This window comes from Prosthecodimorpha staleyi, assembly GCF_018729455.1.
Taxonomy (GTDB): domain Bacteria; phylum Pseudomonadota; class Alphaproteobacteria; order Rhizobiales; family Ancalomicrobiaceae; genus Prosthecodimorpha; species Prosthecodimorpha staleyi.
Map to the genome: position 1 here is coordinate 54,265 of NZ_JAHHZF010000006.1, position 21,333 is coordinate 75,597.

At 71.0% G+C, this 21,333-nt stretch carries 19 protein-coding genes; 15 read left to right on the forward strand and 4 right to left on the reverse strand.

The features are described 5' to 3' along the window. Nucleotides 1-60 precede the first annotated feature (60 nt). Nucleotides 61-1,317, forward strand: coding sequence for an MFS transporter (locus tag KL771_RS12955; protein WP_261968980.1), 1,257 nt, complete (start codon nucleotides 61-63; stop codon nucleotides 1,315-1,317). Here the strand turns inward: KL771_RS12955 and KL771_RS12960 are convergent. Beyond that, nucleotides 1,304-2,071 (reverse strand): GntR family transcriptional regulator, encoded by a 768-nt coding sequence (locus KL771_RS12960; RefSeq protein ID WP_261968981.1) that lies wholly within the window; start codon nucleotides 2,069-2,071, stop codon nucleotides 1,304-1,306. The genes KL771_RS12955 and KL771_RS12960 overlap by 14 nt on opposite strands. Before the next feature lie 231 nt (nucleotides 2,072-2,302). Here KL771_RS12960 and KL771_RS12965 point away from each other — a divergent pair, with 231 nt between their 5' ends. Beyond that, nucleotides 2,303-3,334 (forward strand): aminopeptidase, encoded by a 1,032-nt coding sequence (locus KL771_RS12965; protein WP_261968982.1) that lies wholly within the window; start codon nucleotides 2,303-2,305, stop codon nucleotides 3,332-3,334. Nucleotides 3,335-3,362: 28 nt separating this feature from the next. After that, nucleotides 3,363-4,355 (forward strand): Gfo/Idh/MocA family protein, encoded by a 993-nt coding sequence (locus KL771_RS12970; protein ID WP_261968983.1) that lies wholly within the window; start codon nucleotides 3,363-3,365, stop codon nucleotides 4,353-4,355. Between the two features lie 4 nt (nucleotides 4,356-4,359). Here the strand turns inward: KL771_RS12970 and KL771_RS12975 are convergent, their stop codons facing one another. Further along, the gene (locus tag KL771_RS12975; protein WP_261968984.1) at nucleotides 4,360-5,331 is read right to left on the reverse strand and encodes a D-2-hydroxyacid dehydrogenase family protein; all 972 of its coding nucleotides are present in this window, start codon (nucleotides 5,329-5,331) and stop codon (nucleotides 4,360-4,362) included. A gap of 505 nt (nucleotides 5,332-5,836) precedes the next feature. On the opposite strand from KL771_RS12975, the gene KL771_RS12980 reads away from it, so the two are divergent. The 9 genes from KL771_RS12980 to KL771_RS13020 all read left to right on the forward strand — a co-directional run bounded on the left by KL771_RS12980 (nucleotide 5,837) and on the right by KL771_RS13020 (nucleotide 16,117). Next, nucleotides 5,837-6,499, forward strand: a complete 663-nt coding sequence (locus KL771_RS12980; protein WP_261968985.1) for a GntR family transcriptional regulator — start codon at nucleotides 5,837-5,839, stop codon at nucleotides 6,497-6,499. 115 nt (nucleotides 6,500-6,614) lie between these two features. Next, a complete protein-coding gene (locus tag KL771_RS12985; RefSeq protein ID WP_261968986.1) occupies nucleotides 6,615-7,496 on the forward strand; it encodes an alpha/beta fold hydrolase in 882 nt (293 codons plus the stop codon). Between the two features lie 252 nt (nucleotides 7,497-7,748). Next, nucleotides 7,749-8,936 (forward strand): CoA transferase, encoded by a 1,188-nt coding sequence (locus KL771_RS12990; RefSeq protein ID WP_261968987.1) that lies wholly within the window; start codon nucleotides 7,749-7,751, stop codon nucleotides 8,934-8,936. A 10-nt stretch (nucleotides 8,937-8,946) separates the two neighbouring features. Next, the gene (locus KL771_RS12995) at nucleotides 8,947-10,164 is read left to right on the forward strand and encodes a CaiB/BaiF CoA transferase family protein (protein WP_261968988.1); all 1,218 of its coding nucleotides are present in this window, start codon (nucleotides 8,947-8,949) and stop codon (nucleotides 10,162-10,164) included. Next, on the forward strand, nucleotides 10,161-11,342 hold the full coding sequence (locus tag KL771_RS13000; protein ID WP_261968989.1) for a thiolase family protein: 1,182 nt from the start codon (nucleotides 10,161-10,163) through the stop codon (nucleotides 11,340-11,342). The genes KL771_RS12995 and KL771_RS13000 overlap by 4 nt, the downstream gene beginning before the upstream one ends. Before the next feature lie 6 nt (nucleotides 11,343-11,348). Further along, nucleotides 11,349-11,744, forward strand: coding sequence for a Zn-ribbon domain-containing OB-fold protein (locus KL771_RS13005; RefSeq protein WP_261968990.1), 396 nt, complete (start codon nucleotides 11,349-11,351; stop codon nucleotides 11,742-11,744). Then, nucleotides 11,741-14,383 carry a CaiB/BaiF CoA-transferase family protein gene (locus KL771_RS13010; protein ID WP_261968991.1) on the forward strand — a complete coding sequence of 881 codons (2,643 nt, stop codon included), beginning with the start codon at nucleotides 11,741-11,743 and terminating at the stop codon, nucleotides 14,381-14,383. The genes KL771_RS13005 and KL771_RS13010 overlap by 4 nt, the downstream gene beginning before the upstream one ends. Before the next feature lie 37 nt (nucleotides 14,384-14,420). Continuing rightward, the gene (locus tag KL771_RS13015) at nucleotides 14,421-15,332 is read left to right on the forward strand and encodes an SMP-30/gluconolactonase/LRE family protein (protein ID WP_261968992.1); all 912 of its coding nucleotides are present in this window, start codon (nucleotides 14,421-14,423) and stop codon (nucleotides 15,330-15,332) included. A gap of 14 nt (nucleotides 15,333-15,346) precedes the next feature. Further along, nucleotides 15,347-16,117: an alpha/beta fold hydrolase gene (locus tag KL771_RS13020; protein WP_261968993.1), complete on the forward strand. Its 771-nt coding sequence runs from the start codon at nucleotides 15,347-15,349 to the stop codon at nucleotides 16,115-16,117. A 251-nt stretch (nucleotides 16,118-16,368) separates the two neighbouring features. On the opposite strand, the gene KL771_RS13025 is transcribed toward KL771_RS13020, so the two are convergent. Beyond that, nucleotides 16,369-16,914, reverse strand: a complete 546-nt coding sequence (locus KL771_RS13025) for a hypothetical protein (protein WP_261968994.1) — start codon at nucleotides 16,912-16,914, stop codon at nucleotides 16,369-16,371. Nucleotides 16,915-17,231: 317 nt separating this feature from the next. After that, nucleotides 17,232-18,239 carry an Ldh family oxidoreductase gene (locus KL771_RS13030; protein WP_261968995.1) on the reverse strand — a complete coding sequence of 336 codons (1,008 nt, stop codon included), beginning with the start codon at nucleotides 18,237-18,239 and terminating at the stop codon, nucleotides 17,232-17,234. 213 nt (nucleotides 18,240-18,452) lie between these two features. Between KL771_RS13030 and KL771_RS13035 the strand changes: the two genes are divergently transcribed. From KL771_RS13035 to KL771_RS13045, 3 genes are all read left to right on the forward strand, one after another. Then, nucleotides 18,453-19,502, forward strand: coding sequence for an amidohydrolase family protein (locus KL771_RS13035; RefSeq protein ID WP_261969285.1), 1,050 nt, complete (start codon nucleotides 18,453-18,455; stop codon nucleotides 19,500-19,502). Continuing rightward, nucleotides 19,499-20,236, forward strand: a complete 738-nt coding sequence (locus KL771_RS13040; RefSeq protein ID WP_261968996.1) for an SDR family NAD(P)-dependent oxidoreductase — start codon at nucleotides 19,499-19,501, stop codon at nucleotides 20,234-20,236. Before KL771_RS13035 ends, KL771_RS13040 begins: the two co-directional genes overlap by 4 nt. A 314-nt stretch (nucleotides 20,237-20,550) precedes the next feature. Further along, nucleotides 20,551-21,321, forward strand: a complete 771-nt coding sequence (locus KL771_RS13045) for an alpha/beta fold hydrolase (protein ID WP_261968997.1) — start codon at nucleotides 20,551-20,553, stop codon at nucleotides 21,319-21,321. Nucleotides 21,322-21,333 lie beyond the last annotated feature (12 nt).

Genomic DNA, 21,333 nt, shown 5'->3' on the forward strand with positions numbered 1-21,333 from the left:
CCGCGCGCGGGCGTTCCCGGCTATCCAGTCTGTCCGGCGGACAGATATGAGGCTTTGCGGGTGACCACGACGGAGATCGACGACAGGGGCGGCGCCGGGACGCCCGGGCGGGCCTGGCTGGCACCGCTCCTCTTGACGCTGACCGTGCAGTCGGTCGCTTCCTTTCTGCTGCGCCTGCCGCCGACGGTCGGTCCGATCCTGACGGCGGAACGCGGCGTCTCGCCGGCCGCGGTCGGCTACCTGTCGGGCGCCGCCATGATCGGCTCGATGCTGTTCCTGCTCGCCGGCGCGCCGCTGATGGAACGGGTCGGCTCGGTGCGGACGCTGCAGATCGGCCTCGTCGCCGGTGCCGTCGGGGTCGCCCTGATGGCGCTGCCGTCGGGCGCGGTGCTGATCGCCGCCGTGGTCCTGATGGGGCTCGGCTACGGCCCCTCGACGCCCGCCGGCAGCGACATCCTGCACCGCTTCGTGCCGCCGCACCGGCAGGCCTTGGTCTTCTCGATCAAGCAGGCCGGCGTGCCGATCGGCGGCGTCCTGGCCGGGCTGATCCTGCCGCCGCTGGTCGAGCATGGCGGCTTGACGGCGGCGCTCGCGGTCTCCGCGCTGATCGCGCTGGCGACCGTCTTCGCCGTCCAGCCGGTCCGCCGCCGGGTCGATCCGGCCGGGCCGGAAGGCCCGCCGCTGACGCTCGCCCGTATCCTCTCGCCCGACAACCTGCTGACCCCGATCCTGGTCCTGCGCTCGACGCCAGGCCTCGTCCGCCTCGCCCTGTCGGGCCTGATGCTCGCCGTCAGCCAGGGCGTCTGGATCGCCTTCCTGGTGACCATCCTGGTCGACCGCTTCGGGCTCGGCCTGATCGCCGCCGGCGGGCTGTTCGCGATCATGCAGACAGCAGGCATCGTCGGCCGCATCGGGCTCGGCTGGATCGCCGACCGGATCGGCTCCGGCACACTGACGCTGAGGGTGGCGGCCGGGTTGTCCGCCGCCTGCACGTTGGCCCTGGCGCTCTTGCCGGCCACGACGCCGATCCCGCTGGTCGCCGTCCTGTGCACACTGGCCGGGGCGACCGTGACCGGGTGGAACGGCGTCCAGATCGCCGAGGTCGCGCGCATCTCGCCGCGCGGGCGGGTGCGCGAGACCGCGGCCGGCGCAACGCTCTTGCTGTTTACCGGCTACGTGCTCGGGCCGATGATCTTCGCCCTCGCCGTCTCGGGCACCGGAGGCTATGCCGGCCCGCTTCTGGCGGTCGCACTCCTGACCGCCGTCTCGGCCCTGGTGCCGCGCGGCGCGACCGGCGCGGACATCAATCGGCCTTGAGCAGATAGGCCTCCAGCGCCGCCAGGGCGTTGATGTGGTTGGAGCGGATCAGCGCGGCGGCGAGCTGCGGGTCGCCGTCCTCATAGGCCTTGATCAGGCGGGCATGGTCGTCGAAGGAGCGCGCCATGCGGCCGGGCTGCGACAGGCTGAGCCGGCGCAGGCGCGCGGTGCGCAGCAGAAGCGAATCCAGGATTCGCTTGACGGTGCGGTTGTTGGCGAGCTGCGTGTTCAACTCGTAGAAATCGACATTGGCCCACACGAAGCCGTTCAGGTCGCCCTCGCGGTGGGCTGCTTCCATCGCGGCGAAATGCTCGCGCAGCGCCTGCAGCCCCTCGGGGGTGATCGCCGCGGCGACATCGGCCGCGATCATCTCGAACAGCACCGCACGGGCGCGATAGATCTCGCGGATTTCGGCCAGCGCCGGCGAGGCGACACGCGGCCGCTTGCGCGGCGGCACGTCGACCAGCCCCTCCTTCTCCAGCAGCATCAGCGCCTCGCGGATCGGCGTGCGGCTGGTGCGGTAGCGTTTCGACAGCTCGACCGAGTTCAGGTCGTCGCCCGGCCGGCGGATGCCCTCGATGATCTCCGCGCCGGTCTCCGACGCGATCCGCGCGACCAGGGACGGCCGGTCGTGCCGCTCGGCCACGATCCGGGTGACAAGGGCCTGGGCGCGGGCGAGCGACTTGAGGTCGGGGTCGCGCGCCGCGGCTCCCCCGGTCGTCGCCTCGATCGGCCCTTCGCTATCGGCGCGCATTTCGATCTTCACCCCTCAGAACGTCCCGGAATCTACCAAGACGCCGCGGCTCCCGCCAGACCCTGCCGCCGCGGCATCGACGCCCGTCGGGTGGCTGAATGTCCACACTTAATGCCAACATAGATGATATGCCTTCCAAATTGTCCGCCTCTGTGCATCATAGTGTCGACATATTGAAGATCGACCCCAACAAGAGCGAGGGAGCGAGACGCCATGGTCGGTGGAGCATTGTTGACGGGAAACATGGAACACCTGCGCCGCCCGCTGGTGCGCAACGTGAAGAAGGGGCAGCGCGCGCTGGTTCTCAGCGACACGGCGCACGACCCCCGCGTCTGGCAGGCGGTGATGAGCATCCTGCAGGAGATCGGGGCGGACGTGACCGTGACCCTGTTTGAGCGCCGCCCGGCCGACTACTACGATCCGCCGGCCGCCGTGTGCGAGGCGATGCTGAAGTCGGACGTGAACGTGCTGATCGCCTCGACCGGCATGCTGCATTGCGCGGCGAGCCTGCGCTCGATGGAGGCCGGCATCCCGTCGATCTGCCTCGACGGCGGCATGCAGCTCGAATGGATGCAGTCGGGCGCGATCACCGAGGACATGCGCCAGGTCGCGGTGCGCAAGCACTATGTCGGCGCGCGCATCTTCGGTGCCGATGCCAAGATGTGCCGCGTCACGTCGCGCTATGGAACCGATTTCACCTATAGCGTCGAGAACAAGATCTGGGTGCCGCCGCTGCCCGGCCCGGACTACGACGCCTACAAGATCGTCAACTTCCAGAAGGACGAGAACCGTCCGGCCGGCAAGCTCTACTACTATCTGTACCCGACCGGCGAATTCAATGTCGCGCCGAACGAATATACCGCCAACGGCAAGCTGGTCATCGACCTGACCATGCACCATCTCGGCCGCCTGTCGAGCCCGATCGAGCTGACGGTCGAGGCCGGCAAGGTGATCAAGATCGACGGCGGCGCGGATGCCCGCATCCTGCGCGACTTCCTGGCCACCTATGGCGACGAGAACGCCTATATGTGCCCGGCGGAAGCCTCGGTCGGCGTCAACGCCAAGGCGGTCATCCGCGGCATCCAGCGCGAAGACAAGAACATCATGGGCACGATGCATTTCGGCCTCGGCACCAATGTCGATGTCGGCGGCTCGATCTTCTCCAAGATCCACATGGACGGCGTGATCCTGCACCCGACCCTCTATGTCGACGGCGTCAAGCGCATCGAGGACGGCAACTTCCTGGTCGACATCGAGGGGTAGCCGCACAAATCCAACGGGAGGAACCGTCGTGCGCGTCGCATTCGCCGGGGCCTCCCATTGGCATCTGCCGCTCTATCTGGAACCGCTGCGGCGGCTCGACGGCATCGACCTCGTCGGCATGGCCGATCCCGACCCGGACTGGGCCGCGGCCTGCCGGGAGCGCCACGGCTGCCCGGGCGAGACCGATCTCGGCACTCTCCTCGCCCGCACCCGTCCGGATTTCGTCTTCGCGCTCGGCCAGCATGCCGACATGGCGCGGCAGGCCGCCATCCTGATCGAAGCCGGCATTCCCTTCGCCCTGGAGAAGCCCTGCGGCCTCGATGCCCGTGAGGTGTCCGGCATCGCCCGACAGGCAGAAGCGCGTGGCAGCTTCGCGGCCGTGCCGCTGGTGCTGCGCAATGGCGGCTTCCTTCCGCACATGAACCATCGGCTGGCGGACGATCCGCTGCATTACGCCAGCTTCCGCTTCGTCGCAGGCCCGCCGCAGCGGTATCGCGATACCGGCTGCGCCTGGATGCTCGACCCGGCCCGGGCGGGCGGCGGCGCGCTGATCAATCTCGGCGTCCATTTCATGGATATCGCGCGCTGCTGGCTGCCCGGCGCGCAGACCCGCGTCATCGCGTCTGTGATGGGCAATGCAGCCGCCGGCCTGCCGATCGAGGACTATGCCGCCGTGACCGTTTCCGACGGCCGGCGCACCGTGACGGTGGAGACCGGCTACCTGACGCCGGCCGCCACCCACCAGTTCGACATGCACTATGCCGTCGATATGGCAGGCGGCTACGTCACCGTTGCCGGACCCGGCGCGGTCGACATCGCCGACCGGTCGGGCGGCCGCGAGACCCTCGCCATGCCGACCACCAACGTGCCGCTCTACGAGGTCTTCGTCGCCGACGTGCTCGACCGCGCCCGGTCAGGGCGCCCGCCCCTCGCCGGTCTCGACGCCATGGCAGAGGCTTTCGGGCTGATCGACCAGGCCTATGCGATGGCCGCGCCGTTCCGGGTCGCCCGGCCGGCGTGAGCCGTCAGGCGCCCCGCGGCGCATTCAACGGGCGGACCGGGGTGCCGGCCTGGAAGCCCTCCACGGCTTCGATGGTATCGGCATAGATCAGCCGGTAGTTCTCCTCGACGACATAGCCGAGATGCGGCAGCAGGACGGCGTTGTCGAGGCTGCGCAGCGGGTGGTCGGCCGGCAGCGGCTCCAGATCGAAGACGTCGAGGCCGGCGCCGGCGATGCGGCCGGCCTGCAGGTGGGCGACCAGCGCGGCCTCGTCGACGATCGGTCCGCGCGAGGTGTTGATCAGATAGGCGGTCGGCTTCATCAGACCGAGTTCGCGCGCGCCGATCAGGCCGCGGCTGCGCTCGGACAGGCGCAGGTGGATGGAGACCACGTCGGCGGCGGCGAGGAGGTCCTCCTTGTCGACACGGATCGCCCCTGCGGCGGCGGCCTTCTCGTCGGTCAGGTTGGCGCTCCAGGCGATCACCTTCATGCCCAGCACCTGCCCGAAAGCCGCCATCCGGCTGCCGATGGTACCGAGGCCGATCAGCCCCAAGGTGCGGCCGTGGAGGCCGACACCGACGGTCTCCTGCCAGCGCCCGGTGCGCATGCCGAGCGCCTCGCGCGGGATGTGGCGGACGAGCGCGAGCATCAGGCCGAGGGTCAGTTCCGGCGTCGCATGCGGCCAGCTGCGGGTGCCGCAGACCTGGACGCCATGCGCGGCGGCGGCCTCCAGGTCGATCGCCGCATTGGCCATGCCGGCGGTGACCAGCAGGCGGAGCCGGGGCAGCCGGGCGAACAGGGCGGCGGGAAAGGGTGTCCGCTCGCGCATCGCCAGGATGGCGTCGTAAGGGGCGAGCCGTTCGGCCACCCGGTCGATGTCGCCGATCGGCCCGTCGAGCGCGTCGACGGTCACGGCCGGCGCCAGCCGCTGCCAGTCGCCGAGGGACAGGGCGACCCCCTGGTAGTCATCGAGAAGGGCGAGACGCACGGAACGCAATCCTCCGGAGGGCGAACGAATTCGGTCGGACAGGGACGCAAGTCGTCCCCGGGACGGGCAGCCGGACACGCGACGCGGCACCCGGCCGCACGATCCCATGCGGACGGACCGCAAACGGATTCGAAACGCGTGCAAAAGCCGCGCATCAGCCCGGCTAGGACTTGCAGGGCGTTGCACGGATTGCAATGGCCTGCACGGTGTATCCGGGCCGCGTCGATCGCGCATCCAAGCCGGAGACGGGGACGGCAATGGACCCGGCACCCGCGCCGGATGCCCGACCCGGGATCAGCCCGAACCTCCGGCCCCGGTTCGGGATGGGTAGCGGACGACGGGCCGCAGCCTCCCGACGGCCGGGCCGGCAAGCCGCCAACGGGTGGCGGCCGACGGGTGGCGGCCGACTGGGCGCCCGATGCGACCCTGCGTCAATGCGCTTGCGTTCGCAAGCCCGATCGTCGACCATAAAGAATGCATTGTCCATCGGCCGCAGGGCCCATCGCGGATCGTCATGGCAGCCATCACCAAGCAGGACTGGGTCGCGCAGGTGCTGCGCGAGCGGATCATTGCCGGCCAGTATGCCCGCGGCGACAAGCTGAAGCAGGCCGAACTGGCCGCCGAACTCGGCGTCTCGATCACTCCGGTGCGCGAGGCGCTGCTGACCTTGCAGGCCGAGGGCTATGTCGGCGGCAACCCGCACAAGGGCCTGATCGTGCCTCATCTGGTCGCCGGCCAGGTGCGCGAGATCTACGACCTGCGCCTGATGCTGGAGCGCGAGCTGACCGCGATCGCGGTGGCGCGGATCACGCCCGGCCGGTTCCAGGAACTGCAGGACCTGCAGCGCGACGTGGTCCGCGCCATCGAGGCCGGCGACCTGCTCGCCGTGCGCACCGCCAATGTTCGCTTCCATTTCGGGCTCTATGCCATGGCCGAGCGGCCGCAGACGCTGCATTTCGTGCGCGTGCTGTGGTCGAAATATCCCTTCACGGCCCAGGACACCCGGCACGACCGGCCGAACCGGATGCGCCACGAGCATGACGACATTCTGGCCCGCATCGCCGACGACGACCCTTCCGGCGCGGTGGAGGCCATGGTGGCCCATATCCGCAGCGGCTGGCGCGAAGGCCGCCACGGCCTCGCCGCCGTCCCGGCGACCGGCGCCGTGACGGCGTGACGGGCATCGAACTGCCCTCGCCGTCCCACGCCGCGGCGGCCGCCGTCCCGCCCGCCCCACTCCCCGCCCGCCCCACTCCCCGCCCGTCCCCTCCCCGACCGGATACCGACCGACCATGAGTTCTGCCGAAAATCCGCCGTGTGCCGCCGCGATCCCCGCCGCGACATCCACCACGGTGCCCGCCCCGATCGCCGCCCTGGACGCCACCGCCGAGCGGATCGCGACGCCGTGCGGGGCCGGGGCGATGGTCTGGCGCGCCTGGGGCGCGGGGCGGCCTGTCGTCCTGCTGCATGGCGGCTACGGCTCATGGCAGCACTGGGTGCGCAACATTCCGGCGCTCGCCGCCCGGCGGCGGGTCTATGCGGCCGACATGCCGGGGCTGGGCGATTCGGCCGATGCGCCGGAGCCGGTCGTGCCGGAGACGATCGCCGCGATCCTCGCCCGCGGGCTCGACGCGATCGGGCTCGCGGCTGCCGAGACGGACCTGGTCGGCTTCTCCTTCGGCGCGCTGATCGGCAGCCATCTGGCGGCGCTGCGGCCGGGCCACCGCTCGCTGACGCTGGTCGGGGCCGGGGCAATCGGCGCGGCGCGGCGCGCGATCACGCTGGAGCGGACCGATCTCGACCTGTCGCCGGCCGACCTCGCCGCCGCCCAGCGGCGCAACCTGAACCGGCTGATGATCGCCGATCCGGCCCGCATCGACGATCTCGCCGTCGCCATCCAGACCGACAACGTCGCCCGCGCCCGGGTCAAGAGCCGCCGCTTTGCCGCCTCCGCGTCGATCCTGGAAGCGCTCCGGCGCGCCAAGATTGGGCAGTTGCATGTCGTCTGGGGCGAGCATGACGCGATCGCGGCCGGCAATTTTCCGGAGCGCGAACGCCTGCTCCGGGCCATCCGCCCCGACCTGACCTTCGACCTCCTGTCCGATGCCGGCCACTGGGCCGCCTACGAGCAGCCCGAGGCCTTCGACGCCCTGCTCGAACGTCGGATCGGCTGACACCCCCTCCATTGCAGGCAAATCCGCTATGCCGGCCACGTCGGTTGCCGCACGATTTTATAGAATGCATTCTTCCTCGGCGAGACGGGCCGCAGACCTCCTGAAGGGGTCGGCTACAAGACCCCGCCGCCCGAGGAGGCCGAATTGATGCAGGACGACGCGGCGCGATCGGCCGGAGACGGACCCGAACGGCCCCATGCGGGCTCACGTCCGGATGCCGGCGCGGGCCCCCGCCCCTATGCGGGCACACGGGTGCTCGATCTGACCCGCCTGTTCGGCGCCTACGCCACCCGGCTGTTCGCCGATCTCGGCGCCGAGGTGATCCGGGTCGAACCGCCCGGCGGCGCCTCCGACCGGCGCCTGCCGCCCGCCGGCGCCGGCGCACTGACGGCCGGACATGGCGGCGTGCCCTTCGCGTTTCTGGCCCTCAACAAGAAGAGCGTCGTGGTCGATCTGGCCGCGCCGGAGGGCCGCGACATCCTCAGGGCCCTGGTGGCGACCGCGTCCGTGGTGGTGGTCGAGCCGGAGGCCGATGACGGGCTCCTCGCCGACATCCTGGCGGTGCCGGGCGTGCGCGTCGTCACCGTCATCACCCCGTTCGGCCTGACCGGCCCCTATGCGGGCTTCGCCGCCTCCGACCTGGTCGTGCAGGCGCTCGGCGGCATCGTCTGGCTGTCGGGCGAGCCGGGCAAGCCACCACTCAAGATCGCCGGCGAGCAGAGCCTGTTCGTCGCCTCGCTCTATGCCGCGGCCGCCACCGCCATCGCTCTCTGGGACGCGGAGACGCGCGGCGCCGGCCATGTCGTCGATGTCTCGGCGCAGGAATGCATCGCCCACTCGCTGCAGAACGCCGTGCAGGTCTACGACCTCGAAGGCCGCGTCTCCACGCGCGGCGGCGAGGGCACCCGGGACGCGACCGAAAGCGCCTTTGCGTGCCAGGACGGATGGGTCTTCCTGGCCGCGCCGCTCGCCCTGCAGGCCTCCTGGGCCGGCCTTCTCGCCTGGATGAAGGAGGAAGGTTTCGACGGCCATGCCGTGCTGACCGGCGCCCCCTGGCAGGACCGGCCGCGCCGAACGACGGCGGCCATGAAGGCGGAGTTCAAGGTGCTGATCGAGCGCTTCCTGGCCGACAAGACCCGGGCGCGCTGCGCCGCCGAGGCGCTGAAGCGCAAGATCGTGATGGCCCCGGTCGCCTCGATCGCCGAACTCGGCCAGGACCCCCAGCTCCTGTTCCGCCGCTTCTTCCAGACCGTCGCGATGCCGGGCATCGGATCGGACGTGACCATCCCGGGCGCGCCCTACCGCCTGTCCGAACCGGTCTGGGCGATCGACCGCCCCGCCCCGCGGCTCGGCGAGCATGACGGCGAGGTGCTCGGCCTCCATCGCCATGATCAGGACCATCCGGGCCGCGCCGATCCGGCCGGCCGGGCGAGCGCGTGAGGAGACGGCGATGACCCCCGATTTTCTGGCCGGCATCCGTTTCGCCGACTTCACCTGGGCCGGCGCCGGCCCCTTCTCGACCAAGCTTTTTTCGGATTTCGGCGCCGAGGTCCTGAAGATCGAAGGCGTCGCACGGCCCGATCCGGTCCGCGTCGGCGGACCGTTCAAGGACGGCGTCTTCGGCATCAACCGCAGCGGCTACTTCGCCTCGCGCAATACCGGCAAGAAGAGCGTCGCGATCAACATGAAGAACCCGGACAGCCGGGCGACGCTCTACGAGATCATCCGGCAGTCCGACATCGTCAGCAACAATTTCGGACCCGGCGCCATGGAACGGCTGGGGCTCGGCTATGACGACCTCGTTCGGATCAAGCCGGACCTGATCTATCTGTCGATGCCGATGTATGGCGAGGACGGGCCGCTCGCCGGCATGACCGGCGTCGGCATGACCATCAGCGCCGTCACCGGGCTGATGGCGGCGACCGGCTACGAGGGCGAGGGCCCGCTCGGCCCCGGCACCCATTTTCCCGACCATGCCGCCAATCCCTACCACGCCGCCTTCGCGGTGATGGCCGCCCTGCGCCACCGGCGGGCGACCGGCCGGGGCATGAAGATCGACCTGTCGCAGGTGGAATCGACCATCAACTGCATGGGGTTGGCGGTGGTCGAGACGGCCGCGACGGGTCGCGAGCAGCCCCGGCTCGGCAACCGCTCGCTGCACCATGCGCCGCACGGCGTCTTCGCCTGCGCCGGCGAGGACAGCTGGTGCGCGATCACGGTGCTCGACGACCGGCACTGGCGGGATCTGTGCGCCGTGATGGGCGATGCCGCGATGGCGACCGATCCGGCCCTCAAGACCGAAGCCGGCCGGCTCGCCGCCGTCGACCGGGTCGAGGCCGCGGTTTCGGCCTGGACCCGGGGCCTGTCGGCGGAGGCCGTCATGGCGGCCTGCCAGGCGCGCGGCGTGCCGGCGGGCGTCGTCTCCACCTCGCGCCGGCTGATGGAGGATGATCCGCAGCTCCGCCACCGCGACTACTGGCAGGTGGTCGACCATCCGGAGATCGGGCCGGCCCGCTTCACCGCCCCGCCCTTCCGGGTCGACGGCGAGCGGATCGCGCTGAAGCGCCCGCCGCTGATCGGCGAGCATACCGACAGCGTCCTCGCCGACCTGCTCGGCTACAGCGCCGAGCGCATCGCGTCGCTTCGCGCCACAGGAGTCCTCGAATGACCGCCCGCGATCTGGCCAGGGTCGGCGCCGTGATCGGCGTCGGCGAGAGCGACTATGTCGGCGACCATGCCCGCGTGCGCGCCGGCGAGAAGCCGGCGGATTCCTACGGCTATGCGGCGACCGCCTTCCGGGCGGCGCTCGCCGATGCCGGGATCGGCCGCGACGAGATCGACGGCCTGATCGTCGGCCCGACGCTCGCCTACGAGCGCACCGGCGAGATCCTCGGCATCAATCCGCGCTGGGGCGGCCAGGCCGACGCCATGCTGGCGGTGATCGAGGCCTGCATGGCGATCCGCTCCGGCCTCGCCGAGGTGGTCGCGCTGGTCTACGGCAACGACCAGCGCTCCGCGGCGATCCAGTATGGCGGGCCGGAGGCGATGGGCGGGAACATGTTCCTGTCCTACGTCTACCACGCGCCCTGGGGCTTCACCTCGCAGGGCGCCCTCTACGCCATGATGTTCCGCCGCTTCGGCGAACTGACCGGCTGCACGGAGCGCGATCTCGGCGAGGTCGCCGTCGCCCAGCGCCACGCGGCCAGCCTCAATCCGCATGCCCTGATGCGCAAGCCGATCACCATCGAGGACTACATGGCGGCGCGCTACATCTGCGAGCCGCTGCGGCTGTTCGACTATTGCCTGATCAACGATGGCGGCGTGGTGCTCATCATCGCCGAGGCCGAGCGCGCGCGAAAGATGGCCCGCAAGGCGCCGGTGCTGATCCACGGCGTCGGCCGCTCCGACCTCAACCGCGGCGCCACCAGCCTGGAGCCGCGCCTGCTCGAATTCTACCGCCCGGCCCAGGAGGCCTGTGCGGCGCAGGTCTATGCCATGGCGGGCGTCGGCCCCGAGGACATGAGCGCGCTGCAGATCTACGACAGCTTCTCCTGCCACGTCCCCTTCGCGCTCGAAGGCTACGGCTACTGCCGCCCCGGCGATGTCGGCCGCTTCATGCGCGAGGACGGCATCGGGCTCGGCGGGCGCATCCCGGTCAATACCGGCGGCGGCCATCTGTCAGAAAGCTACATGCAGGGCTGGGCGCACCAGGTCGAGGCCGTCCGGCAGGTGCGCGGGGAATGCGGCGCCCGGCAGGTCGCGGCGCGCGGCGCCGGCGACAGCCGCTTCGTCCATTACAATTCGGACGTGGCCGGCAAGGCCGTCTCCATCATCTACGGGAGCTGAGCCGCCATGGCCAATTCTGCCGCCGTCATGTCCATGTATGACGAGCCGATGTGGGAGAGCATCCGCGCCCATGACTGGCACCTGCAGCAATGCGACGACTGCGCGGAATGGCGCTATCCGCCGGGGCCGTGCTGTCCGCATTGCCTGTCGCCGCGGTCGACCTGGCGTCCGCTCTCCGGACGCGGCGAGATCGCCTCCTGGGTGGTGTTCCACCGCCAATATTTCGACAACTGGCCGCCGCCCTACAATGTCGTCGCCGTCAAGCTCGCCGAGGGACCGCTGGTCATCTCGAATCTGACCGGACCGGAGCCGGAGGGCAGTTGGATCGGCCGGCCGGTCGCGGTGGCCTACGGAACGGATGCCGCCGGGACGCTCATCCCGCAGATGCGGCTCGCCGAATGACCGAGGCCGCAGCGGCCGAAGGGCGGAAGGCAGAAGGGGGCAGCGGGCTGCTGCCCGGGATGCTGGATGGGTTGCGCGTCATCGAGACCGCCGACGAGCGCGGCGAGTATTGCGGCCTGATCCTGGCCGGGCTCGGCGCCGAGGTGATCAAGCTCGAACTGCCGCAGGGCTCGCCGACCCGGGCAATCGGCCCCTTCATCGACGATCGTCCAGGCCCCGACCGCTCGCTGCACTTCCTCGCCATGAACCGCGGCAAGCGCTCGGCGGTGATCGAGGACGGCGAGGCGATGCGGGCCCTTTTGGCCTCCGCCGACATCCATCTCGACGCGACCGGCGGCGCGGCGCTCGCCCGCTTCGGCCTCGATGCCGCGGCGGCGCGGGCCCTGAACCCGCGGCTGATCACCGCCCGGATCACGCCCTTCGGCGATACCGGACCGTGGCGGGACTTCAAGGGCTCGGACCTCGTCCATCTGGCGCTCGGCGGCATCATGATGAATTGCGGCTACGACGCCGCGCCGGACGGCTACGACCTGCCGCCGATCGCCCCGCAGCTCTGGCACGCCTATATGATCGCCGGCGAACAGCTGGCCGTCGGCATCGCGGCCGCGCTGATCCGGCGATTGAAGGACGGCGCCGGTCAGGACGTGTCGGTCGCGATCCACGAGGCGGTCGCCAAGAATACCGAGCTCGATCTGATGTCCTGGGTCATGCGCCGGGCGCCGCTGCACCGCCAGACCGCACGCCACGCCGTCGAGACGCCGAACCGGACGCCCAACATCGCCAACACCAAGGATGGCCGCTGGGTCATGTCCTGGGGCGTCTCGGCGCGCGACAAGGCCAAGCTGGTGCCCTTCCTGAAGCGCTGGGACATGGCCGCCGACCTGGAACCGCCGCCGGCCGACGCCGACCTGTCGGCGCGCAACGTGCCGGGTTCGACCGACGCCGACGAGGCTGCGAACCATGTCCAGGATGTGGTCCAGCGCTTCGTGCGCGCCTTCCGCTACGAGGCCGTGCCGTGGCGGGCCGCGCAGGAGGCCGGGCTGCTCTGGGCGCCGGTGCGCAAGCCGCACGAGAATGCCGAGGACCCGCACTGGCTGGCACGCGGCACCTTCGCCGATCTCGACCACCCGGAGCTTGGCCGGACGCTGCGCTATCCGGTCTCGAAATGGTGCGCCTCCGCGACCGCCTGGCAGGCCGGCAACGCCGCGCCCCGCCTCGACGAGTACGGACCGGCGCTGCGCGCCGCCCTCCGGGCCGGCGGCACCCCGCCGGCCGCCACCTCCGCGCAAGCCACTCCCGCCCGGCGCTCCCCAGCCACCGTGCGCGCACCGCTGGCCGAGCGCGCGGACGTGGTCTCGGCGCGCGGTCGGCCGATGCCGCTTGGCGGCGTGCGCATCTTCGACTTCTCCTGGTTCCTGGCCTCGGCCGGCGGCACCCGCTTCCTCGCCTCGCTCGGCGCGGAGGCGATCAAGGTCGAATGGAAGGAGAACCCCGACACCCGGCTCGCCGCGATGGCGCCGGTCGGCGGCCGGGCGGCGCGCGACGCCGCGACCGGTCCCCTGAAAGGCGTGACCGATCCCGACATGGGCGGCCAGTTCAACCACAAAAATGCCGGCAAGCGCGGGCTGTCGCTCAACATCCGGCATCCGAAGGGCCTGGCCATCGCCAAGGACCTGATCCGGCTGTCCGACGTGGTCGCCGAGGGCTTCTCGCCCGGCGTCCTGGAACGGCTCGGCCTCGGCTGGGACGTGCTACGGGCGATCCGGCCGGACATCATCTATGTGCAGCAGTCCGGCATGGGCTCGGCCGGCCACTATGGCCGGTTCCGCACCGTCGGACCGGTCGCCGCCTCCTTCGCCGGCACGACCGACATGTCCGGGCTGCCGGAGCCGGCCATGCCGGCCGGCTGGGGCTATTCCTATCTGGACTGGGCCGGCGCGCACGGCTTCGCGCTCGCGATCCTCGGCGCGCTGCATCACCGGGAGCGGACCGGCGAGGGCCAGTGGATCGACAGCTCGCAATGCGAGGCCGGCATCTACCAGACCGCGATTCCCGTGCTCGACTGGTCGGCCAACGGCCGGCCCTGGTCGCGCATCGGCAACCGCTCGCCCTACAAGCCGGCCGCCCCGCACGGCGCCTACCGCTGCCGCGGTACCGATCGATGGCTCGCCATCGCCTGCTTCGACGAGGCGGAATGGCGCGCCCTGCTCGGCGTGATGGACTGCACGGCCCTGGCCGACGATCCCCGCTTCGCCACCCTCGCCGACCGCCTGCGCCACCAGGATGCGCTCGACCGGGCGGTGACTGCCTGGACGCTCGATCAGGATGCCGGCGCGGCCATGCTGCGCCTGCAGGCCGCGGGAGTGCCGGCCGGGCTTTGCCAGACCGCCGAGGACCGCATCGACCACGACCCGCAGCTGGCCGCGCTCGACTGGATGACCGAGGTGACCGGCAGCCGGATCGGCCGCTGGCCGGTGCCGGAATTCCCGGTCCGCCTGGAGCGCACGCCGGCCCATGCGGGCGGGCCGATCGATCGCGGCGCGCCCTGCTACGGCGAGGACAATATGAGCATCCTGACCGGCCTCCTTGGGTTTTCGGAAGCCGACGTCCATCGCCTGGCCGAGGACGGCGTCCTGTGAGGCCCGCAACGATCCGCACCATCCGGGGAGAGCACCGATGAGTCCCGCCGTCGAAATCATCGACTACCAGCGCTTCCGGCCCTGCGTGGTCGGCAATGCCCGGATCGAGGTCCTGCACACCGGCATGCTGTGGGCGGAGGGCCCGGTCTGGTTCGCCGACGGGCAGTATCTGCTCTGGAGCGACATTCCGGCCGACCGGATCTATCGCTGGTGCGAGGGCGGCGGGGTCAGCGTGTTCCGCAGCCCGTCCAACAATGCCAACGGCAACACGCGCGACCGGCAGGGCCGCCTGGTCACCTGCGAGTCCGGCGCGCGCCGCCTGACACGGACCGAATATGACGGCTCGATCACGGTGCTGGCCGACCAGTATCGCGGCCAGCGGCTCAATTCGCCGAACGACGTGGTGGTCAAGTCCGACGACACGATCTGGTTCACCGATCCCGACTACGGCATCCTGTCGGACTATACCGGCACCAAGGCGCAGAGCGAGCTCGGCTTCCGCCCGGTCTTCCGCTACGACCCGAAGACCGGCGATCTCACCGTCGCCACCGACCAGATGGTCCGGCCGAACGGCCTCGCCTTCTCGCCCGACGAGAGCATCCTCTACGTCGCCGATACCGGCGGCTCGCACCAGCAGGGCGGGCCGTTCCACATCCTGGCCTTCGACGTGGTCGAGGGCGGCACGCTGGCCAATCCGCGCGTCTTCGCCAAGCCCGATGTCGGCGTCTCCGACGGCTTCCGGATCGACGAGGACGGCAATCTCTGGACCAGCGCCGGCGACGGCGTGCACTGCTTCGCGCCCGACGGCGCCCTGATCGGCAAGATCCGGTTTCCCGAGGTGATCAGCAATCTGACCTTCGGCGGCGTCCGGCGCAGCCGTCTCTTCGTGACCGGCGCCTCGACGCTCTATTCGATCTTCGTCGGCCGGCGCGGCATCCAGACCCCCTGAAGCGAGGCGAACCGATGACCGAGCCCCTGTTGCATTCCGACCGGCGCGGCGCCGGTCCGCTGGCCGTGCTGCTCCACCCCGTCGGCCTCGACGGGACCTTCTGGGGCGCCCTGCCCGACCGGCTCGCCCGGACCCATACGGTCGTGGCGATCGACATGCCCGGCCACGGCCGGTCGCGACCCGCGGCGCGGCCCGGGCGGATGGACGCCTGCGTGACGGCGGTCGCAGCGGTGATCGAGGCCGAGGCAAAAGGGCCGGCGGTGGTGATCGGCCTCTCCTTCGGCGGCATGGTGGCGCAGAATCTGGCCCTCGCCCGCCCGGACCTCGTCGCCGCGCTGATCCCGTCGGGCTGCGGCGGCCGCATCCCGGAGGCGGCGCGGCCGGCCATCCTGGCGCGCGGCACCGACGCGGAGGCCGGCGGCATGGCGGCGGTGGTGGAAGGGACCATCGAGCGCTGGTTCACGTCCGGCTTCCGGGCCACGCCGGCCGCCGATGCGGTGCGCCGGCGGCTCCTCGCCGACGATCCGTCCGGCTGGTCCGCCGCCTGGGAGGCGATCTCGGGGCATGACGCGCTCGACCGGCTCGGCGCCGTGCGGGCACCCGCCCTGGTGATCGGCGGCGAAGCCGATGCGGCGACACCGGTCGAGGCCGCCCGCGCGCTGTCCGCCGCCATCCCGGGCGCCGAACTGGCCCTTCTAGCGGGTGCGCCGCACATGATGCAGATCGAGAGCCCCGACCTCTATGCCGCGGCGATCGAAGGCTTTCTCGCCCGTCGAGGGCTGTGAGAGCCTCGCCTCGTGACCGGTCGCAGTTTGAGAGGGGCGCGCCGGAAACGCGCGGGGCGCCTCCTTCCGGCGCGCCACTTCGTCGATCCGGTGCCCCGAACGGACCAAGCCCCGTTTCACGAGCGGGCTGGGCGGGTCCGGCACGACCCCGCGGTCCCGCAGGTGTCCGGGCGCGTCGAACGCTCCATCGTCAAAGGACGGCTCAGGGTGCCGAGACGGATGGCGAGCAGCCGTCTCGGGTCCATTGGCCGTTAGCGGACCAGCGGTGCGCCCGGAACGAAGAGGCAGCAGCCGGGATGATCGGGATCGACGCGGCCGCGCTTGTTGAACTTGCAGGCATAGAAGCCGGGATCGCAGGCGGAGGCCGCCGGCCGGCTCGCGGGCCCACCGTAGCCACCGCCCCCACCGCCGTAGTTGCCACCGCCGCCATAGTTGCCGCCGCCACCACCACCGCCGTAGTTGCCGCCGCCGCCGTAGTTGCCGCCCCCACCGCCACCGCCGTAGTTGCCGCCCCCACCGCCGCCACCGGATCCGCTGCCGCCGCCACCGCCGAATGAATAGCCCTGGTCGCGGAACCGCTGGCCGTTTCGGTTCAACTCACCCGATGAGACGGGCGACGTATGGCACCCCGAGCAGGCCATGCCGGTCTGCTTGGCAAAGACGGGATGCGAAACGGCACGGTTGGTCGGAAGCACCGACGTGAGAGAGAGTCCAACGAGCAGCACACCGGCCGCCCCCGCGGAAATTGCCAAAGCAATTTTCTTCAATCCCGGCCGATTCACGCCCAGAATATCCATAGCTGTTTCCTCCCGTTATTATTGTATACAGGGTAGCATATATATTTTCGAATTTTTGAATATTATTATTGTTTTGACATTTTAAGGTCGCAAATTTCCTCCTCAGGGACCTGGACAAGAAAATTATCTTGTGATTTCAAAGAAAATCGTCGGGTTTCAACAGAGCGCGCCTGGGCCTTGTACGCTCGATCCCGTCCATCCAGGACCACGACGCGGCGTCAGGACGGCCGGCTGAACAGCCGTTCAGCATGCCGTTATGGGGGCGCGGAGAGCTGCCGCTGCGTCGGGCAACAGCAACGTCGATCGGCGCGCGGCCGTCAGAGCCCGAGCGGCGCGGGCACCGGCTCGCCGGCCAGGGCCGCCAGCCGCGCCACGATGGCGTCGTCGGCTTCGAACCAGCCCGCGGCCTCGATGCGGGCGCGCGCCGCGGCCGAGCGGTCGAACGGCATGCGCACCGGCTGATCGGGGCGCTCCGGCCGGGCCGAGCGGACCGCGGCCGCGTAGGCGGACACCCGGCTGCGGAAATCGGCCGCGTCGCCGAACAGGCTCGGATCGACCGCCAGGAAGAAGAAGCCGCAATCGCGGTAGTCGGCCGGCAGCGCGCCGCCGCCGACCATCATGCCGAGCAGCTGCACCACGAGCGCGATGCCCGAGCCCTTGTGGCCGCCCCAGACCCGCACCGCGCCGGCGAGTGCGGCGACCGGATCCTCGGTCAGCGCCCCGCCCGCATCGAAGGCCATGCCGGCCGGCAGCGGCTTGCCGAGCCGGTCGGCGAGAACCAGTTCGGCGATCATCATCACCGAGGTGCCGGCATCGAAGATGATCGGCTGGTCGTCGGACGGGAACGCGAAGGCGATCGGATTGGTGCCGAAGCGGCCCTCGCTCGCCCCGTGCGGCGCGACCCGCGGCGCGGAACTTCCGGCCGCCATCGCGACCAGACCCGCGCGGGTCGCCATCTCCAGATAGTGGGCATACATGCCGCTGTACCAGGTATTGTTGGCGCCGATCGCCGCCAGGCCGTGGGCGCGGGCCTTGTCGATGCCGGTCCGGACCGCGAAGGGCGCGACCAGGTAGCCGTTCTGGTCGCCGCCGTCGATCAGGGCGGAGACCGGCGTCTCGCGCACGATGCGAATCCGCTCCGGGCGCGGCGGCTCGGTCGTCCGCTCGATCAGCGACAGCGCGCGCGACAGGCCCGCGAAGCCGACGCCGCGCAATTCGCAGCCGACGATCTGGTCCGCGATGGTGCGCGCCGCATCCGCCGGATAACCGGCTCGGCGAAAGGCCGCCATCACGAGCCGGTCGGCGGCATCGATCGGAATCCGCATGGTCCATCCCTTCTGTCGACAGATAGCAGGATTTCACGATCCTGCTTGGGGGTCGAGGCGCGGATCGCCGGCGGCAGCCCAAAAAGCCCGAACGCCGATCGCATAACAGCTTGAACATTGATGGATCGCCGGCGGACGGCTAGCATCCGGCCCCGGACGCCCTCGACGTCCGCCGACCAATATGTCGACACTCAAGGACCGTTTCCCGTGACCATGGTCGCCAAGTCGCGTCACCTTCCGGTCCGTCCGGACTGGCTCGCCCTGACCCGCGAACCCGCGCTCGACCCGGACCGCCCGATCGTCGACGCCCATCACCATCTCTGGACGCGGCCCGGCAATCCCTACGGGCTGGCGGAATTCGGGGCCGACATGGCCGACGGGCACCGGATCGTCGCGTCGATCTTCGCCGAATGCCACGCCGAATATACCGAGGATGCCGATCCGGCCCTGCGCTCGCTCGGCGAGACCGCCTACGCGACGCGGCTGGCAGCGGAAAGCGAGGCGGCCGGCGGCCCCCGCGTGGCGGCCGGCATCATCGGCCATGTCGATCTGCGGGTCGGCGACAGGGCCGGCGCCGTGCTCGACCGCCACGTTGCCCTGTCTGGGGGCCGCTTCAAGGGCATCCGCAACACCTCCGCCCATCACCCCGATCCGGAGGCGCGCGGCTCGGACATCTCGCCGCCCGAAGGCCTGCTCTCCGACCCGGATTTCCGGCGCGGCTTCGCCGCGCTCGGGCCGCGCGGCCTCGTCTTCGACGCCTGGATGTACCACCACCAGCTCGGCGAACTCGACGCGCTTGCCGCCGCCTTCCCGGACACCACCATCGTGATGAACCATGTCGGCGGCCCGAACGGCATCGGCCCCTATGCCGGTCGGCGCGACGCGGTCTTCGCCGAATGGCGCGCCGGCATGGCGGCGGTTGCCCGGCGACCGAACGTGGCGGTGAAGCTCGGCGGCCTCGGCATGCGGCTCGCCGGCTTCTCCTTCCACGAGCGGGAGCGCCCGCCCGGCTCGGCCGATCTGGCCGCGGCGTGGCGACCTTATGTCGAAACGGCGATCGAACTGTTCGGCGCCGACCGCGCCATGTTCGAGAGCAATTTCCCGGTCGACAAGGGCACCGCGCCCTACGGCATCTTCTGGAACGCCTTCAAGCGCATCGCCACCGGCACCTCCGAAGCCGAGAAGGCCGCGCTTTTCGCCGGCACCGCCACCCGGGTCTACCGGCTCGGCCCGATTCCCGGCCCGACCGGCGGTGCGTCATGAGCGCGCCGGTCCTCCTCGTGACGGGTGCCGGGCGCGGCATCGGCGCAGCCACCGCCCGGCTCGCCGGCGCGCGCGGCTACCGGGTCGCGGTCAACTATCGCAGCGATGCCGCGGCTGCGGCCGCCACCGTCGCGGCGATCCGGGATGCCGGCGGCGAGGCCGAGGCCTTCGCGGCCGATGTCGGCGAACCGGACGCCATCCCGGCGCTGTTCGACGCGGTGGCGGCGCATTTCGGACCCGTCTCCGATCTCGTCAACAATGCCGGGCTGATGGGCGGGCCGACGCGGCTGGTCGACCTTGAGACTGAAGAGCTCGAGCGCCTGTTCCGCACCAACGTCTTCGGCACCATCCTGTGCTGCCGCGAGGCGGCGCGGCGGATGTCCCTGTCGCGCGGCGGCGTGGGCGGGCGGATCGTCAACGTCTCGTCGATCGCCGCCGTCAACGGCAGCATCGGCGAGCGCGTCCACTATGCGGCCAGCAAGGGCGCGGTGAACAGCTTCACCATCGGCTTCTCGCGCGAGGTCGCCCGCGACGGCATCCGGGTCAATGTGTTCAGCCCCGGGCTGACCGCGACCGAGCTCAACCCGCCGGAACGGATCGCCCGGCTGGGGCCGACCGTCCCCTTCGGCCGCGCCGGCGACCCCGACGAGATGGCGCGCGGCATCCTCTGGCTTCTGTCGCCGGAAGCCGAATATTGCATCGGCGCCAACCTGACCATGTCGGGCGGGCGCTGAGTGGCCATGGCCGTGCGCAGGACCGGGCAAGACCGGCCCCGCGCCGCGCGGGAAATGGCCGCCCGGCGGGAAGTGACCGCCACGCGGGCAACCATCGTCCGGCGGACCTTGACCGCCGAGTGGCCTGTGGCCGCCGAGCGGGCTGCGGCCGCCGAGCGGGCTGCGGCCGCCGAGCGGGCTGTGGCCGGGATCCGGCCAACGGCGTCAGGCGCGGTCCGATCCTCCGGCAGCCACCGGCCGGAACGCGGTCCGGCGGCCGGACGGGCTGATCTTGCAAATGTCTTCGAGCGATCGGGACGGGGACGGAGGCGCCGATGCTGAACCACCGACGTGAGCATGGACCGCAGGGAACCACGCTGCTGCTGATCCATCCGCTGGGCGGCGATGGGGACTTCTGGTCCGACCTGGGGCTCGGAACCGTCGCCCCCGGCGGGAGCGTCGCCGTCGATCTCGCCGGCGCCGGGACGTCCGCACTCGGCGACCGGCCGGCGACGATCGCCCGCCATGCCGAGGACCTGTCGGACCTGATCGACGCGCTTGGTCTGCAGCGTGTGGTGCCGGTCGGCTGCGCCATAGGCTCCATGACGGCGGCCGCGCTGGCGGCACGCCGACCGGACCGGGTCGCCGGCCTGGTGCTCGCCAATGCGGTGGCGTCGACCATCCCGTCCGCGCGCGCCATGCTGGCGGCGCGCGCCGACGCGGTCGAGCGCGACGGCATGGCGGCCGTGCTGCCGGAGGCGGTCGAGCGTGCCTTCCTCGACCAGCCGCAGGACGCGCGCTACCGGCGCTACTACGAGCGCTTCGCCGCGCAGGACGCTGCCGGCTATGCGGCGTCGATCCGCGGCATCCTGGATGCCGACATCCGCTCGGACCTCGCCGCCCTCGCCTGCCCGACCCTGGTGGTGACCGGCGGCAGCGACGTGCTGCTGCCCCCCGAACGCGGCCAGGAGGTCGCCGCCCTGGTCCCGGGCGCCCGCTACGAGACCGTCGCGGAAGCCGCCCATTTCCTCCCCTACCAGGCCCCCGACCGCTTCCGCGCGCTCCTCACCGAGTTCCTGGCCGAGATCGACCGCACCGGCGCGTGAACCGGGAACCGT